The sequence below is a fragment of the Salmonella sp. 2020_1395 genome (assembly GCF_043848115.1).
In the GTDB taxonomy this organism is placed as follows: Bacteria; Pseudomonadota; Gammaproteobacteria; order Enterobacterales; family Enterobacteriaceae; genus Salmonella; species Salmonella enterica.
In genome coordinates this window covers 116,499-133,441 of sequence record NZ_JBCMFH010000008.1, presented here as the reverse complement: position 1 = coordinate 133,441, position 16,943 = coordinate 116,499, and the positions used below count along the sequence as shown (strand labels likewise).

The 16,943-nt window shown below is 56.6% G+C and carries 10 protein-coding genes; 8 read left to right on the top strand and 2 right to left on the bottom strand.

Annotation, left to right across the window (positions count from 1 at the left end; genetic code table 11):
- The first annotated feature begins 186 nt into the window (after window positions 1-186).
- Window positions 187-3,177, top strand: a complete 2,991-nt coding sequence (locus ACH0WD_RS14795; protein ID WP_000042957.1) for an MASE1 domain-containing protein — start codon at window positions 187-189, stop codon at window positions 3,175-3,177.
- Here the strand turns inward: ACH0WD_RS14795 and alkA are convergent.
- Complete coding sequence (gene alkA, locus ACH0WD_RS14790) at window positions 3,145-4,014, bottom strand: DNA-3-methyladenine glycosylase 2 (protein WP_000494703.1); 870 nt, start codon at window positions 4,012-4,014, stop codon at window positions 3,145-3,147. The two genes, ACH0WD_RS14795 and alkA, sit on opposite strands and share 33 nt — an antisense overlap.
- Window positions 4,015-4,147: 133 nt before the next feature.
- Between alkA and yegD the strand changes: the two genes are divergently transcribed.
- A complete protein-coding gene (gene yegD, locus ACH0WD_RS14785) occupies window positions 4,148-5,500 on the top strand; it encodes a molecular chaperone (RefSeq protein ID WP_000469624.1) in 1,353 nt (450 codons plus the stop codon).
- A 98-nt stretch (window positions 5,501-5,598) separates the two neighbouring features.
- On the opposite strand, the gene ACH0WD_RS14780 is transcribed toward yegD, so the two are convergent.
- Window positions 5,599-5,658 (bottom strand): type I toxin-antitoxin system Ibs family toxin, encoded by a 60-nt coding sequence (locus ACH0WD_RS14780; RefSeq protein WP_105887528.1) that lies wholly within the window; start codon window positions 5,656-5,658, stop codon window positions 5,599-5,601.
- Between the two features lie 282 nt (window positions 5,659-5,940).
- Here ACH0WD_RS14780 and mdtA point away from each other — a divergent pair, with 282 nt between their 5' ends.
- Genes mdtA through baeR form a run of 6 tightly spaced genes read left to right on the top strand, consistent with a single transcriptional unit; the run spans window position 5,941 to window position 16,916 of the window.
- Window positions 5,941-7,182, top strand: a complete 1,242-nt coding sequence (gene mdtA, locus ACH0WD_RS14775) for a multidrug efflux RND transporter subunit MdtA (protein ID WP_000678816.1) — start codon at window positions 5,941-5,943, stop codon at window positions 7,180-7,182.
- Complete coding sequence (mdtB, locus tag ACH0WD_RS14770) at window positions 7,182-10,304, top strand: multidrug efflux RND transporter permease subunit MdtB (RefSeq protein WP_001197797.1); 3,123 nt, start codon at window positions 7,182-7,184, stop codon at window positions 10,302-10,304. The genes mdtA and mdtB overlap by 1 nt, the downstream gene beginning before the upstream one ends.
- On the top strand, window positions 10,305-13,385 hold the full coding sequence (gene mdtC, locus ACH0WD_RS14765; protein WP_001210083.1) for a multidrug efflux RND transporter permease subunit MdtC: 3,081 nt from the start codon (window positions 10,305-10,307) through the stop codon (window positions 13,383-13,385). It abuts the gene before it with no gap.
- Window positions 13,382-14,794: an MFS transporter gene (locus ACH0WD_RS14760; RefSeq protein ID WP_000137818.1), complete on the top strand. Its 1,413-nt coding sequence runs from the start codon at window positions 13,382-13,384 to the stop codon at window positions 14,792-14,794. Before mdtC ends, ACH0WD_RS14760 begins: the two co-directional genes overlap by 4 nt.
- The gene (baeS, locus tag ACH0WD_RS14755; RefSeq protein ID WP_000870073.1) at window positions 14,794-16,197 is read left to right on the top strand and encodes a two-component system sensor histidine kinase BaeS; all 1,404 of its coding nucleotides are present in this window, start codon (window positions 14,794-14,796) and stop codon (window positions 16,195-16,197) included. Before ACH0WD_RS14760 ends, baeS begins: the two co-directional genes overlap by 1 nt.
- A complete protein-coding gene (baeR, locus tag ACH0WD_RS14750) occupies window positions 16,194-16,916 on the top strand; it encodes a two-component system response regulator BaeR (RefSeq protein WP_000137854.1) in 723 nt (240 codons plus the stop codon). The genes baeS and baeR overlap by 4 nt, the downstream gene beginning before the upstream one ends.
- Window positions 16,917-16,943: the final 27 nt, after the last annotated feature.

The following is a 16,943-nucleotide window of genomic DNA, read 5'->3' as shown; positions in this document are numbered from 1 at the left end:
GTAAAAGCGTTCAGTTTTAACGCGGGCAGCGGTTTTATCGACCCGTCTGGAGGAGGAATACGCCGGGAGCCACAATTTATATTCAGCCAGCGTATAAATCATTACGCGTTTATACTAGCATAATCACAGAGTAAACTGACGCGTCCGGTATTCCGCGACGTTACCGGCGATTCGGATAGAGTGGTAATGAGTAAACCATCCCAACATGTTTTCGTTACCGTCCCCCACCCGCTATTGCGTCTGGTCAGTTTAGGCCTGGTCGCGTTTGTCTTTACGCTCTTTTCGCTCGTATTATCGCGTGTCGGCACCCAACTCGCGCCGCTGTGGTTCCCCACCTCCATTATGATGGTCGCGTTTTACCGCCATGCGGGCCGTCTGTGGCCAGGGATCGCGGTCGCCTGCTCGCTCGGCAGCATCGGCGCCTCCCTGACTTTATTTCCTGCCGCCTCGCTTAACTTTAGCTGGACGGCAATAAATATTATCGAGGCGGCCACTGGCGCGATACTGCTGCGAAAACTGCTCCCCAGCTACAACCCCTTACAAAATTTGAATGACTGGTTTCGTCTGGCTATCGGCAGCGCCGTGATTCCGCCGCTACTCGGCGGCCTGTTATTTTGGCTGATAGCGCCGGAAGCGGTCGCCTCGAAAGCGTTTCTGATTTGGGTATTATCGGAAGCCATCGGCGCGCTGACGCTGGTGCCGTTAGGTTTACTGTTTAAACCACACTATCTGTTGCGTCATCGCGACCCGCATCTGTTGCTGGAAACGCTATTGACGCTGGTCATTACGCTGGCGCTAAGCTGGCTCGCTATGCGCTATATTCCGTGGCCGTTTACGTGCGTTATCGTCCTGTTGATGTGGAGTGCGGTGCGCCTGCCGCGAATGGAGGCGTTTTTAATTTTTTTAGCTACCGTTATCGTGGTCTCGCTCATGCTGGCCAATGACCCCACGCTGCTCGCCACGCCGAAAACCGACGTGATGGTCAATATGCCGTGGCTGCCTTTTTTAATGATCCTGCTGCCTGCCAATATGATGACGATGGTGATGTACGCGTTTCGCACGGAACGCAAACATATCACCGAGAGCGAATCCCGCTTTCGCAACGCGATGGAGTATTCCGCCATTGGTATGGCGCTGGTCGGTACGGAGGGTCAGTGGCTACAGGTCAATAAATCTCTGAGCCATTTTCTTGGCTATAGCCAGGATGAATTACGCACGATGACATTTCAGCAATTGACCTGGCCGGAAGACCTGAATAACGACCTTGAACAGCTAAACATGCTGGTGCGCGGCGACATCAACAGCTATTCCATGGAAAAACGCTACTACACCCGCAACGGCGATGTCGTCTGGGCGCTGCTGGCCGTCTCGCTGGTTCGTCATAAAGACAATCAACCTCTCTATTTTATTGCTCAGATTGAAGATATTAACGATCTCAAGCAAAGCGAGCAGGAAAACCAGCGGTTGATGGAGCGAATTACACAGGCGAACGAGGCGCTGTTTCAGGAAAAAGAACGGTTGCACATCACGCTTGACTCTATCGGAGAAGCGGTGGTGTGTATTGATGTCGCGATGAATATCACCTTTATGAACCCGATCGCCGAGAAGATGAGCGGCTGGCGGCAAGAGGATGCTTTAGGCGCGCCATTATTAACGGTTCTGCGCATTACGTCAGGTAATAAGGGGCCGCTGCTGGAGGATATTTATCGCGCCGACAGGTCGCGATCGGACATGGAACAGGAGATAGTGCTCCATTGTCATAACGGCGGCAGCTACGATATTCATTATAGTATCACGCCGCTCAGTACGCTTGATGGCGATAAGATTGGTTCGGTTCTGGTTATCCAGGACGTTACCGAATCACGAAAAATGTTACGCCAGCTCAGCTACAGCGCAACGCATGACGCCCTAACCCATCTTGCCAACCGCGCCAGTTTTGAAAAACAGCTTCAACAGCGCCTGCAAACAATACAGGAATCGCCTCAACATCATGCGCTGGTGTTTATCGATCTGGACCGTTTTAAAGCGGTTAACGACAGCGCGGGACATGCCGCCGGCGATGCCTTATTACGCGAGCTCGCATCACTGATGCTCAGTATGCTTCGCTCCGGCGATCTCCTGGCCCGTCTGGGTGGCGATGAGTTTGGCCTGTTGCTGCCGGATTGTAATAGTGACAGCGCGCGCTTTATCGTGACGCGGCTTATCAACGCCGTTAATGAGTATCACTTTATGTGGGAAGGACGCCTGCATCGGATCGGCGCCAGCGCCGGGATCACAATGATAAATGAACATAACTGCCAGCTCACAGAGGTCGTGTCTCAGGCCGATATTGCCTGCTACGCCGCGAAAAATAGCGGTCGAGGCCGTCTGACCGTGTACGAACCGCAGCACGCATTAACCTCCTCAAAGGGAATGATGCCGCTGGAAGAACAGTGGCATATGATTAAAAATAACCACCTGCTGATGCTTGCCAGAAACGTCGCGCCGCCGCGTACGCCGGAGGCCACCAGCTTTTGGCTGGTCTCACTCAGGCTGTGGACCAGCGAAGGGGAAGTGATGGAAGAGCGCGCGTTCCGGGCAGGGTTAGCCGACTCCGCGCTGCATCACGCGCTTGACCGACGGGTATTCCATGAGTTTTTCCACCATGCGGCGACCGCCGTCGCCAGCAAGGGATTAAGCGTTGCGCTGCCGCTGTCCGCCGCGGGATTATACAGCGCGACCCTTATTGATGAGCTGCTGGAACAACTGGAGCATAGCCCACTGCCGCCACGGTTATTACATCTGATTATCCCGGCTGACGTTATCGTTAAGCAGGCGCAGACCGCCGCTGCGACTCTGCGAAAACTGCGGCAACGCGGCTGCCAGGTGATTCTCAGCCATGTCGGGCGCGATTTACAGCTGTTTAATTTACTGCCCCCGCATATCGTCGATTATTTACTGCTGGATAGCGACCTTATCGCCAACGTTCATGAAAGTTTAATGGATGAAATGCTGACCTCGATCATCCAGGGACACGCCCAGCATCTGGGCATCAAAACGCTCGCCGGGCCGGTACAAAACCCACAGGTGCTGGATACGCTCTCCCGTATTGGCGTGGATCTAATTTATGGCGACACTATCGCCGAAGCGCAACCACTGGATTTGTTACTGAATACCAGCTATTTCGCTATCCATTGACGGTTGCCAGCCGTGGGTATACCAGATATGCAGTAGCGCGTAGGAACGCCACGGTTTCCAGCGCTCCGCGTAGCGACGGATCTGCGCGGCCGTCATCCCGGCGAAGCGCTGCTTAATTAAGTAATCATCGGGCAAAAAGATATCTTTTGCCTGCCAACCGCGCAGGGCGAAATAGTTCGCCGTCCAGCGGCCAATTCCCGGAAACGTTTGTAAATTTTTAACGCTCTGCTCAATATCCGGCGGCGCGGCGAGCGCCAGTTTTCCCGCCAGCGTCGCCTGCGCCAGATGAATCAGCGCTTCGGCGCGCCGCAGCGGCATCCCCAGAGCTTTAAGCGCCAGCGGATCGGCCAACGCCAGCGTTTCCGGACCGGGAAAACAGACATAATCGGGCGCATCCGGCAACGCCTCGCCATAGCGGCGCGCCACTTTCGCCGTCAACCTGGCCGCCATCGCGACACTCACCAGTTGCCCCAGTATCGCCCGCACGCCTTGTTCAAACGTATCAACCGATCCCGGTAAACGCAGCCCCGGTCTGTCCTCGCCCAGTGGCCCCAGCACGGCGGCAACCTGCGCGGGCTGGCAGTCAAGATCAAACAGACGCGAAACCTTCGCCAGACACGCCGGCGCGACAGGAAGTAATCCGGCGCTCACGCTGACCTGCACAGTGTGGGTGGGCAGATGGGGGCTCACGCTGATCAGTCCACGATGCTCGCCCACCACCAGGCTGCGCGCATAAAAGCCCTCGCCTACCGTTTCCACGCCATCCACCGCACGCGCGGCAAGAAAGCCCAACATCCACGACCAGTCGTAAGGCGGTTGCCAGCTCAGGGTAAACATACTTTTCTCCTTTATTTGACCTTTCAGCATAAACGCTAATCGCACGTAACGCCTTGCTTTCATATTCCAGTTGTCGCCGCGACGACATTTCGCTAAAGTCACGCCCCTTCTTCACTGGCATGGGGATTTTAAGGTGTTTATAGGATTTGATTACGGTACGGCAAACTGCTCGGTCGCCATTATGCGCGACGGGCATCCACAGTTGCTGACAATGGAGAATAACAGCGCATTACTGCCGTCTATGCTGTGCGCGCCGACGCGCGAAGCGGTCAGCGAGTGGCTGTATCGCCATCATGATGTGCCGGCAACGGACGAAGAAACCCAGGCGCTGCTACGCCGCGCGATACGCTACAACCGCGAGGAAGATATTGAGGTTGGCGCGCAAAGCGTACAGTTTGGTCTGGCGTCGCTGGCGCACTATATTGACGATCCCCAGGAGGTCTGGTTTGTCAAATCGCCGAAATCCTTTTTAGGCGCCAGCGGCCTGAAACCGCAGCAGGTCGCGCTGTTTGAAGATTTAGTCTGCGCCATGATGGTACATATTCGTCATACGGCGCACAGCCAATTGCCGGAGGCCATTACCCAGGCGGTGATCGGTCGCCCGATCAACTTTCAGGGACTCGGCGGCGATGACGCGAACCGCCAGGCGCAGGGTATTCTGGAGCGGGCGGCAAAACGCGCCGGTTTTCAGGAGGTGGTATTCCAGTACGAACCGGTCGCGGCGGGCCTGGACTACGAGGCTACGCTGCGGGAAGAGAAGCGTGTGCTGGTCGTGGATATTGGCGGCGGCACCACCGACTGTTCCATGCTGCTGATGGGGCCGCAGTGGCGTCAGCGCGCCGATCGTGAAAACAGCCTGTTGGGGCACAGCGGTTGCCGCGTGGGCGGAAACGATCTGGATATCGCGCTGGCCTTTAAAAATCTGATGCCTTTGCTGGGCATGGGCGGCGAAACCGAAAAAGGCATCGCCCTGCCGGTGCTGCCGTGGTGGAACGCCGTCGCGATTAACGACGTCCCGGCGCAAAGCGATTTTTACAGTAGCGCGAATGGTCGTCTGTTGAACGATTTGGTTCGCAACGCGCGTGAAGCAGACAAGGTCGCGTTGTTGCTCAAGGTCTGGCGTCAGCGGCTTAGCTACCGCCTGGTACGCTGCGCGGAAGAGAGCAAAATCGCCCTTTCCGGCCAGGCGGATGTTATGGCGAGGCTGCCATTTATCAGCGACGACCTGGCGGTCGCTATCAGCCAGCAAGGACTGGAAGCGGCGCTGGATCAACCGCTGACGCGCATTCTGGAACAGGTGCAACTGGCGCTGGACAGCGCGCAGGAAAAACCGGATGTCATCTATCTGACCGGCGGCAGCGCCCGTTCGCCATTGATTAAAAAAGCGCTTTCCAAACAGCTACCGGGCATACCCGTCGCTGGCGGCGATGATTTCGGCTCCGTCACCGCAGGACTGGCGCGCTGGGCGGAGGTCGTTTTCCGCTAAGCGCCTCGCAAGCCCAGCGCTGATGGATTGACATTATTCTTGATGTGGCTTAACGTCAGGAGTGAGGGTAAGGGAGGATTCCTCCTCCCCCTGGTGTCTTAGTAAGCTGGTAGGCTAATCACTAAGAGTATCACCAGTATGATGACTACCTTCATCATAACCCTTTCCTTATTTTGGCCCCTTCCTCGGGAGGGGCTTTCCCGTTTCAGCGTCCTGCTGAAATCGGTGGCTTACCTTCATTGCCGTGCCGCCACTTTACCGCACTCCGGCGCGTTAACGATTTTCACCGATGAGAGTTGCGTAGCGCCTCGCAAAGCGGGTCGCCATTCAGAATAATCCCGACCGTGTTCCATAATTCCTCCATTTTTCTCCCTTCCCTGCTGACTACAATAGAGGGAGCAACATTCCGCAAAACGTTTCAGGATGAGAAACTTATACCGATGAAAGGCAGTAATACTTTCCGCTGGGCAATAGCGATTGGGGTTGTAGTGGCCGCCGCCGCATTCTGGTTCTGGCATAGCCGTAGCGAAAGCCCGACCGCCGCGCCGGGCGTCGCCGCGCAAGCGCCGCATACCGCCGCCGCAGGTCGCCGCGGTATGCGCGACGGCCCTCTGGCGCCGGTACAGGCCGCGACCGCGACCACGCAGGCCGTACCGCGCTATCTGAGCGGGCTGGGTACCGTGACCGCCGCGAATACCGTTACGGTACGTAGCCGCGTGGATGGTCAACTCATCGCCCTGCACTTTCAGGAAGGTCAGCAGGTCAACGCAGGCGATCTGCTGGCGCAAATCGATCCCAGCCAGTTTAAGGTCGCCCTGGCGCAGGCTCAGGGACAGTTGGCAAAAGATAACGCTACGCTGGCGAATGCACGTCGTGATCTGGCGCGCTATCAGCAACTGGCAAAAACCAATCTGGTTTCCCGTCAGGAACTGGATGCGCAACAGGCGCTGGTCAACGAAACCCAGGGAACCATTAAAGCGGATGAAGCCAATGTCGCCAGCGCGCAGTTACAGCTCGACTGGAGTCGTATCACGGCCCCGGTCTCGGGACGCGTGGGTCTGAAACAGGTGGATGTCGGCAACCAGATTTCCAGCAGCGATACCGCAGGTATTGTCGTCATTACGCAAACGCACCCGATTGATCTCATTTTTACTCTGCCGGAAAGCGATATCGCGACCGTGGTTCAGGCGCAGAAAGCGGGGAAAACGCTGGTCGTAGAAGCCTGGGATCGGACTAACTCGCACAAATTGAGCGAAGGTGTGTTGCTCAGTCTGGACAACCAGATTGATCCCACGACGGGAACGATCAAAATTAAAGCGCGCTTTACCAATCAGGACGATACGCTGTTCCCCAATCAATTTGTGAACGCCCGGATGCTGGTCGATACCGAACAAAATGCCGTTGTGGTGCCTGCCGCGGCGGTGCAAATGGGCAATGAGGGCCACTTTGTGTGGGTGCTGAACGACGAAAATAACGTCAGCAAGAAGCGGGTAAAAATCGGTATTCAGGATAACCGAAACGTGGTGATCAGCGCAGGCTTGTCGGCAGGCGATCGCGTCGTTACCGATGGTATTGATCGGCTGACGGAAGGCGCAAAAGTCGAGGTCGTTGAGCCGCAAACCACCGTGGCGGATGAAAAATCCCCTTCCCGCCATGAAGGTCAAAAAGGAGCGCGCGCCTGATGCAGGTATTACCTCCGGGCAGCACGGGCGGCCCTTCGCGTCTGTTTATTCTGCGCCCCGTGGCTACCACTCTGCTGATGGCGGCGATTTTACTCGCCGGGATTATCGGCTATCGCTTCCTGCCCGTCGCCGCTTTGCCGGAGGTCGACTACCCCACTATTCAGGTTGTTACGCTCTACCCTGGCGCCAGCCCGGATGTCATGACCTCCGCCGTCACCGCGCCGCTTGAGCGCCAGTTCGGCCAGATGTCAGGACTGAAGCAGATGTCGTCGCAAAGCTCCGGCGGCGCGTCGGTGGTAACGCTACAGTTTCAGTTGACGCTGCCGCTGGACGTTGCCGAGCAGGAAGTACAGGCGGCGATTAACGCAGCCACCAATTTATTGCCTTCCGACCTGCCGAATCCGCCGATTTACAGCAAAGTCAATCCGGCGGACCCGCCGATTATGACGCTTGCCGTCACCTCAAACGCGATGCCGATGACCCAGGTAGAGGACATGGTAGAAACCCGCGTGGCGCAGAAGATCTCGCAGGTCTCCGGCGTCGGACTGGTGACGCTTGCCGGCGGGCAGCGCCCTGCGGTACGCGTAAAACTGAATGCTCAGGCTGTCGCCGCGCTCGGTCTGACCAGCGAAACGGTCCGTACCGCAATTACCGGCGCCAACGTCAACTCGGCGAAAGGCAGTCTGGATGGCCCCGAACGGGCGGTGACGCTTTCTGCTAACGATCAGATGCAGTCTGCCGACGAATACCGCAGGCTTATCATCGCGTATCAAAACGGCGCGCCGGTACGGCTGGGCGATGTCGCCACCGTCGAACAGGGGGCGGAAAATAGCTGGCTCGGCGCATGGGCGAATCAAGCGCCGGCTATCGTGATGAACGTTCAACGCCAGCCTGGCGCCAATATCATTGCGACAGCGGACAGCATTCGCCAGATGCTGCCCCAGCTTACCGAAAGCCTGCCGAAATCGGTGAAGGTCACGGTCCTGTCCGATCGCACCACCAATATTCGCGCTTCCGTGCGCGATACCCAGTTTGAACTGATGCTGGCGATCGCGCTGGTCGTCATGATTATCTATCTGTTTTTACGTAATATTCCCGCCACAATTATTCCCGGCGTCGCCGTACCGCTGTCGCTTATCGGCACCTTTGCGGTGATGGTATTTTTGGATTTTTCCATTAATAACCTGACGCTGATGGCGCTCACTATCGCCACGGGTTTCGTGGTGGACGATGCAATTGTGGTGATCGAGAACATCTCGCGCTACATCGAAAAAGGAGAAAAACCGCTGGCGGCGGCGCTCAAAGGCGCGGGCGAAATCGGCTTTACCATTATTTCCCTCACCTTTTCACTGATTGCGGTGCTGATCCCGTTGCTCTTTATGGGCGATATTGTTGGTCGACTGTTCCGCGAATTTGCGGTGACGTTGGCGGTAGCGATTTTAATCTCCGCCGTCGTCTCTTTGACGCTCACGCCCATGATGTGCGCGCGTATGCTCAGCCAGCAGTCTCTGCGTAAACAAAACCGCTTTTCCCGCGCCTGCGAGCGGATGTTTGACCGCGTGATCGCCAGCTACGGACGCGGATTAGCGAAAGTGCTCAACCATCCGTGGCTTACATTGAGCGTGGCATTCGCCACGCTCCTGCTCAGCGTTATGCTGTGGATAGTCATTCCGAAAGGGTTCTTTCCGGTACAGGATAACGGCATTATCCAGGGGACGCTGCAGGCGCCGCAATCGTCATCGTATGCCAGTATGGCGCAACGTCAACGCCAGGTGGCGGAGCGGATATTACAGGACCCGGCGGTGCAAAGCCTGACGACTTTTGTTGGCGTAGACGGTGCTAACCCCACGCTCAATAGCGCGCGCCTGCAAATTAACCTCAAGCCGCTGGATGCGCGTGATGACCGCGTGCAGCAGGTGATCTCCCGGCTGCAAACCGCCGTGGCGACGATTCCCGGCGTGGCGCTGTATCTCCAGCCGACGCAGGATTTAACCATCGACACGCAGGTCAGCCGCACGCAGTATCAGTTTACCCTGCAGGCCACGACGCTCGATGCGCTCAGCCACTGGGTGCCAAAACTGCAGAACGCGCTACAGTCGTTACCACAGCTTTCCGAGGTAAGCAGCGACTGGCAAGATCGAGGATTAGCGGCTTGGGTGAATGTCGACCGCGACAGCGCCAGCCGTCTGGGTATCAGCATGGCGGATGTGGATAACGCGCTCTACAACGCGTTCGGACAACGCCTGATTTCAACGATTTATACCCAGGCGAACCAGTACCGCGTCGTGCTGGAACATAATACCGCCAGCACGCCGGGCCTGGCGGCGCTGGAGACGATTCGCCTGACGAGCCGCGACGGCGGCACCGTACCGCTCAGCGCGATTGCCCGCATTGAGCAGCGCTTCGCTCCGCTCTCCATCAATCATTTAGATCAGTTCCCGGTCACGACATTTTCGTTTAACGTGCCGGAGGGCTATTCGCTCGGCGATGCGGTGCAGGCGATTCTCGATACGGAAAAAACGCTCGCCCTGCCAGCGGATATTACAACGCAGTTTCAGGGCAGTACGCTCGCCTTCCAGGCGGCGCTGGGCAGCACCGTCTGGCTTATTGTCGCCGCCGTGGTGGCGATGTATATCGTGCTCGGCGTGCTGTATGAGAGTTTTATCCATCCGATCACGATTCTCTCAACGCTGCCTACGGCGGGCGTCGGCGCGCTGCTGGCGCTGATCATCGCTGGTAGCGAGCTCGATATTATCGCCATTATCGGCATTATTTTGCTGATCGGCATCGTGAAGAAAAACGCCATCATGATGATTGACTTCGCCCTCGCCGCCGAACGCGAACAGGGGATGAGTCCGCGCGACGCTATCTTCCAGGCCTGTCTGCTGCGTTTTCGACCGATTCTGATGACCACGCTGGCGGCGTTGCTCGGGGCATTGCCATTAATGTTGAGTACCGGCGTTGGCGCGGAATTACGTCGCCCGTTGGGGATCGCGATGGTGGGCGGCCTACTGGTCAGCCAGGTATTAACTCTGTTTACCACACCGGTGATTTATCTCCTGTTTGACCGCCTGTCGCTGTACGTGAAAAGTCGCTTTCCGCGCCATAAAGAGGAGGCGTAGATGCGCTTTTTCGCCCTTTTCATCTACCGCCCGGTCGCCACCATTTTGATTGCCGCCGCCATTACGCTGTGCGGCATTCTGGGCTTTCGTCTGCTGCCGGTCGCCCCGCTGCCGCAGGTCGATTTCCCGGTGATTATGGTTAGCGCCTCGCTGCCGGGCGCCTCGCCGGAAACCATGGCTTCGTCAGTGGCGACGCCGTTGGAACGCTCTTTGGGACGCATTGCAGGCGTCAATGAAATGACTTCCAGCAGCTCGCTCGGCAGTACGCGCATTATTCTCGAATTTAATTTCGATCGTGATATTAACGGCGCGGCGCGCGACGTGCAGGCCGCCATTAACGCCGCGCAAAGCTTGTTGCCAGGCGGAATGCCCAGCCGCCCGACTTATCGCAAGGCCAACCCGTCCGACGCGCCGATTATGATTTTAACGCTCACCTCGGAGAGCTGGTCACAGGGCAAACTGTATGATTTCGCCTCTACCCAACTGGCGCAAACCATCGCGCAAATTGACGGCGTCGGCGACGTTGACGTCGGCGGCAGCTCCCTGCCCGCGGTACGTGTAGGCTTAAACCCGCAGGCGCTCTTTAACCAGGGCGTCTCGCTGGATGAGGTCCGCGAAGCGATCGACAGCGCCAACGTACGCCGACCGCAAGGCGCAATTGAAGATAGCGTCCACCGCTGGCAAATCCAGACCAACGACGAACTGAAAACCGCCGCCGAATACCAGCCGCTGATTATTCACTATAACAACGGCGCGGCGGTACGCCTGGGCGACGTCGCCAGCGTCACCGACTCGGTGCAGGATGTCCGTAACGCCGGGATGACGAACGCTAAACCCGCTATTTTGTTGATGATCCGCAAGCTGCCGGAGGCCAATATTATTCAGACGGTCGACGGCATCCGGGCAAAACTGCCGGAACTGCGGGCAATGATCCCCGCCGCTATCGATTTACAAATCGCCCAGGATCGTTCGCCGACGATTCGCGCATCGCTGCAAGAGGTAGAAGAGACGCTGGCTATCTCTGTCGCGCTGGTGATCCTGGTGGTGTTTTTATTCCTGCGTTCCGGGCGCGCCACGCTAATCCCCGCCGTCGCCGTTCCCGTTTCGCTCATCGGCACCTTCGCCGCCATGTATCTGTGCGGCTTCAGCCTCAACAATCTGTCGCTGATGGCGCTGACTATCGCGACCGGATTTGTCGTTGATGATGCCATTGTGGTGCTGGAAAATATCGCCCGCCATCTGGAGGCGGGAATGAAACCTTTGCAGGCGGCATTACAGGGTACGCGGGAAGTCGGGTTTACGGTCATCTCCATGAGTCTGTCGCTGGTGGCGGTATTTCTGCCGCTGCTGTTAATGGGCGGCCTGCCAGGACGCTTATTACGGGAATTCGCCGTTACCCTCTCGGTAGCGATTGGCATATCGCTGGTGGTCTCGCTCACGCTGACGCCGATGATGTGCGGCTGGATGCTTAAATCAAGCAAACCGCGCACCCAACCGCGTAAACGGGGCGTTGGCCGTTTGCTGGTCGCCTTGCAACAGGGTTACGGCACGTCGTTAAAATGGGTGCTTAACCATACGCGTCTTGTCGGGGTGGTTTTTCTTGGCACCGTTGCGCTGAACATCTGGCTTTATATCGCCATCCCTAAAACATTCTTTCCGGAGCAGGACACCGGCGTGTTGATGGGCGGTATTCAGGCTGACCAGAGCATCTCTTTCCAGGCCATGCGCGGCAAGCTGCAGGATTTTATGAAAATTATTCGCGACGATCCGGCGGTGAATAATGTCACTGGTTTTACCGGCGGCTCGCGGGTGAATAGCGGCATGATGTTTATTACGCTGAAGCCGCGCGGCGAACGCAAAGAGACGGCGCAGCAAGTCATTGACCGACTACGGGTCAAACTGGCAAAAGAACCCGGCGCCAGGCTGTTTCTGATGGCGGTACAGGATATTCGCGTCGGCGGGCGGCAGGCTAACGCCAGTTACCAATATACGTTGCTGTCTGACTCTCTGGCGGCGCTGCGCGAGTGGGAGCCGAAAATACGCAAAGCGCTCTCGGCCCTGCCGCAACTGGCGGACGTAAACTCCGACCAGCAGGATAACGGCGCGGAGATGAACCTTATCTACGACCGCGACACCATGTCACGACTGGGCATTGATGTTCAGGCCGCAAACAGTCTGTTAAATAATGCTTTCGGCCAGCGGCAAATTTCCACCATTTATCAGCCGATGAACCAGTATAAAGTGGTGATGGAAGTCGATCCGCGCTATAGCCAGGATATCAGCGCGCTGGAGAAAATGTTTGTTATCAACAGCGACGGAAAAGCGATCCCCCTCTCTTATTTCGCCCAATGGCGGCCCGCCAATGCGCCGCTGTCGGTGAACCATCAGGGACTTTCCGCGGCGTCCACGATTGCCTTTAACCTGCCGACCGGCACATCGTTATCGCAGGCGACGGAGGCCATTAATCGCACCATGACGCAGCTTGGCGTCCCCCCGACGGTACGCGGCAGTTTTTCCGGAACGGCGCAAGTGTTCCAGCAGACCATGAATTCGCAGCTTATTTTGATAGTGGCGGCGATCGCTACCGTCTACATTGTGCTGGGGATACTGTACGAAAGCTACGTCCATCCGCTGACCATTCTCTCTACTCTGCCATCGGCGGGCGTTGGGGCGCTTCTGGCGCTGGAACTCTTCAATGCCCCTTTCAGCCTAATCGCCCTGATAGGGATCATGCTATTAATTGGCATTGTGAAGAAAAACGCCATTATGATGGTCGATTTTGCGCTTGAAGCGCAACGAAGCGGCGGCCTGACGCCGGAACAAGCCATTTTCCAGGCCTGCTTGTTACGCTTCCGTCCAATAATGATGACCACGCTGGCGGCGCTGTTCGGCGCACTGCCATTGGTGTTATCTGGCGGAGACGGTTCGGAATTACGGCAGCCGTTGGGGATAACCATTGTCGGCGGTTTGGTCATGAGCCAGCTCCTGACGCTCTATACCACGCCGGTGGTGTACCTCTTTTTCGATCGTCTGCGGCTGCGTTTTTCGCGTAAAAATAGCAAACCGATAGTAGAGATATGACAGAACTTCCTGACAACACCCGCTGGCAACTCTGGATTGTGGCATTCGGCTTTTTTATGCAGTCGCTGGATACCACCATCGTCAACACTGCGCTGCCCTCCATGGCGAAAAGCCTGGGGGAAAGCCCGCTGCATATGCACATGGTAGTGGTGTCATATGTTCTTACCGTCGCCGTGATGCTCCCCGCCAGCGGCTGGCTGGCAGACAAAATCGGCGTGCGTAATATTTTCTTTGCCGCCATCGTGCTGTTCACGCTGGGTTCGCTGTTTTGCGCCCTCTCCGGCACGCTTAATCAACTGGTATTAGCGCGGGTTTTACAAGGCGTAGGCGGCGCGATGATGGTGCCGGTCGGACGCCTGACGGTCATGAAAATCGTGCCGCGCGCGCAATATATGGCGGCGATGACCTTCGTCACCCTGCCGGGTCAGATCGGGCCGTTACTCGGCCCCGCGCTGGGCGGGGTGCTGGTGGAATATGCTTCATGGCACTGGATCTTTCTGATCAATATCCCGGTGGGAATTGTCGGCGCTATGGCGACCTTTATGCTGATGCCAAACTACACCATAGAGACCCGGCGCTTTGATCTGCCGGGGTTCCTGCTGTTAGCTATCGGCATGGCGGTACTCACGCTGGCGCTGGACGGTAGTAAAAGCATGGGGATCTCGCCCTGGACATTAGCCGGACTTGCTGCGGGCGGCGCGGCAGCCATTCTGCTCTATCTCTTCCATGCCAAAAAAAACTCAGGCGCGTTATTCAGCCTGCGATTGTTCCGCACGCCCACGTTTTCACTGGGGTTGCTGGGCAGTTTTGCCGGGCGTATCGGCAGCGGTATGCTGCCGTTTATGACGCCGGTCTTTTTACAAATTGGTCTTGGTTTTTCACCGTTTCATGCCGGTTTGATGATGATCCCCATGGTGCTGGGCAGCATGGGAATGAAGCGGATTGTGGTGCAGATAGTTAACCGTTTTGGCTATCGTCGGGTTCTGGTGGCGACTACGCTCGGACTGGCATTGGTTAGCCTGTTGTTTATGTCGGTCGCGCTGCTCGGCTGGTATTATCTCCTGCCGCTGGTACTGCTTTTGCAGGGAATGGTGAACTCGGCGCGCTTTTCTTCCATGAACACCTTAACGCTAAAAGACCTTCCCGATACGCTGGCCAGCAGCGGCAATAGCTTATTATCGATGATTATGCAGCTCTCGATGAGTATCGGCGTCACTATTGCCGGAATGCTGCTGGGTATGTTTGGCCAACAGCATATCGGGATAGACAGTAGCGCCACACATCACGTCTTTATGTATACCTGGTTATGTATGGCGGTTATTATCGCGCTACCGGCGATAATTTTTGCCCGCGTGCCGAACGATACACAGCAAAACATGGTCATTTCACGGCGTAAAAGGAGCCTGTAATGAAAGTCTGGCGGCCCGGAATCACCGGCAAGCTGTTTCTGGCGATTTTCGCCACCTGCATCGTGCTGCTGATCAGTATGCATTGGGCCGTGCGCGTCAGTTTTGAACGCGGATTTATTGACTATATCAAACACGGCAACGAGCAGCGGCTACAAATGCTGGGCGATGCGCTGGGCGACCAGTACCAGCAACACGGCAACTGGCGTTTTTTACGCAACAACGATCGCTTCGTTTTCCAGATTCTGCGTTCATTTGAGCATGACAACGACCGGGATAAACCCGGCCCCGGTATGCCGCCGCACGGTTGGCGCACCCAATTCTGGGTCGTCGATCAAAATGGCCGGGTGCTGGTCGGCCCACGCGGTCCGGTGCCGCATGACGGTACTCGCCGCCCCATTCTGGTCAATGGCGCCGAAGTCGGCGCGATTATCGCCTCTCCTGTCGAGCGGCTGACGCGCAATACGGATATTAATTTTGATATGCAGCAGCGGCGCGCCAGTTGGATGATCGTGGCGTTATCAACGTTGCTGGCCGCGCTGGCGACGTTTTTGCTGGCGCGTGGCCTGCTCGCCCCGGTCAAACGGTTGGTCGAGGGTACGCACAGACTGGCGGCGGGGGATTTTACCACGCGCGTGACCCCAACCAGCGCCGATGAGCTGGGAAAACTGGCGCAGGACTTTAACCAGCTTGCCAGTACGCTGGAAAAAAACCAGCAGATGCGCCGCGACTTTATGGCGGATATTTCCCACGAACTGCGCACGCCGCTGGCGGTATTGCGCGGCGAACTGGAAGCCATTCAGGATGGCGTTCGCCAGTTCACGCCAGAATCGGTTACCTCGCTACAGGCGGAAGTCGGTACGCTTACCAAACTGGTTGACGACCTGCATCAGCTGTCGTTGTCTGACGAGGGCGCGCTGGCTTACCAAAAAACGACCGTCGATCTTGTTCCCCTGTTGGAAGTCGCTGGCGGCGCGTTCAGAGAGCGCTTTACCAGCCGGGGGCTAACGTTACATTACGCGTTGCCGGATAGCATGACCGTCTTCGGCGACCCGGATCGCCTGATGCAACTGTTTAATAATCTACTGGAAAACAGTCTGCGCTACACCGACAGCGGCGGCGGCCTGCATATTTCCGCCGAACAACGCGACAAATCATTATTCCTGACCTTTGCCGATTCTGCACCGGGCGTCAGCGATGAACAGTTACAGAAGCTTTTTGACCGTTTTTACCGCACGGAAGTGTCCCGTAACCGCGCCAGCGGCGGTTCTGGACTAGGGCTGGCAATATGCGTCAATATTGTACACGCGCATAACGGTCATCTTCACGCCGCTCATTCGCCTTTTGGCGGGGTTAGCATTACAGTAGAGTTACCGCTGGATCGCGATTTACAGAGAGAAGTATGACTGAATTACCCATTGATGAAAACACGCCGCGCATTTTGATTGTTGAAGATGAACCCAAGCTGGGACAGCTGCTTATTGACTACTTACGCGCGGCAAGTTACGCCCCCACGCTCATCAATCATGGCGACAAGGTACTGCCGTATGTGCGTCAAACGCCACCGGATCTGATCCTGCTGGATCTGATGCTGCCGGGTACCGATGGTCTGACGCTATGCCGGGAGATTCGCCGTTTTTCCGACATCCCCATTGTGATGGTCACGGCCAAAATCGAAGAGATCGACCGGCTGCTTGGGCTGGAAATCGGCGCCGATGATTATATCTGTAAGCCTTACAGCCCACGCGAAGTCGTGGCCCGCGTGAAAACCATTTTGCGCCGCTGTAAACCGCAGCGCGAACTCCAGCAGCAGGATGCCGAAAGCCCGTTAATGATTGATGAAAGCCGCTTTCAGGCCTCCTGGTGTGGTAAAGCGCTGGATTTAACCCCCGCTGAATTCCGCCTGCTAAAAACCTTATCGCTTGAACCGGGTAAAGTTTTTTCCCGCGAGCAGTTGTTAAACCACCTCTACGACGACTACCGTGTGGTGACCGATCGTACTATCGACAGCCACATTAAAAACCTGCGCCGCAAGCTGGAATCGCTGGATGCCGAACAGTCATTTATACGCGCGGTCTACGGGGTGGGATATCGCTGGGAAGCGGATGCGTGTCGCCTGGTATAATGATTATTAGCATAACAATAACAAGGT

Excerpts from the sequence above, each read along its gene's own strand:
- mdtA (WP_000678816.1), top strand. The coding sequence starts at position 5,941 with ATGAAAGGCAGTAATACTTTCCGCTGGGCAATAGCGATTGGGGTTGTA.
- ACH0WD_RS14795 (WP_000042957.1), top strand. The coding sequence starts at position 187 with ATGAGTAAACCATCCCAACATGTTTTCGTTACCGTCCCCCACCCGCTA.
- ACH0WD_RS14760 (WP_000137818.1), top strand. The coding sequence starts at position 13,382 with ATGACAGAACTTCCTGACAACACCCGCTGGCAACTCTGGATTGTGGCA.
- mdtC (WP_001210083.1), top strand. The coding sequence starts at position 10,305 with ATGCGCTTTTTCGCCCTTTTCATCTACCGCCCGGTCGCCACCATTTTG.
- baeR (WP_000137854.1), top strand. The coding sequence starts at position 16,194 with ATGACTGAATTACCCATTGATGAAAACACGCCGCGCATTTTGATTGTT.
- alkA (WP_000494703.1), bottom strand. The coding sequence starts at position 4,014 with ATGTTTACCCTGAGCTGGCAACCGCCTTACGACTGGTCGTGGATGTTG.
- mdtB (WP_001197797.1), top strand. The coding sequence starts at position 7,182 with ATGCAGGTATTACCTCCGGGCAGCACGGGCGGCCCTTCGCGTCTGTTT.
- baeS (WP_000870073.1), top strand. The coding sequence starts at position 14,794 with ATGAAAGTCTGGCGGCCCGGAATCACCGGCAAGCTGTTTCTGGCGATT.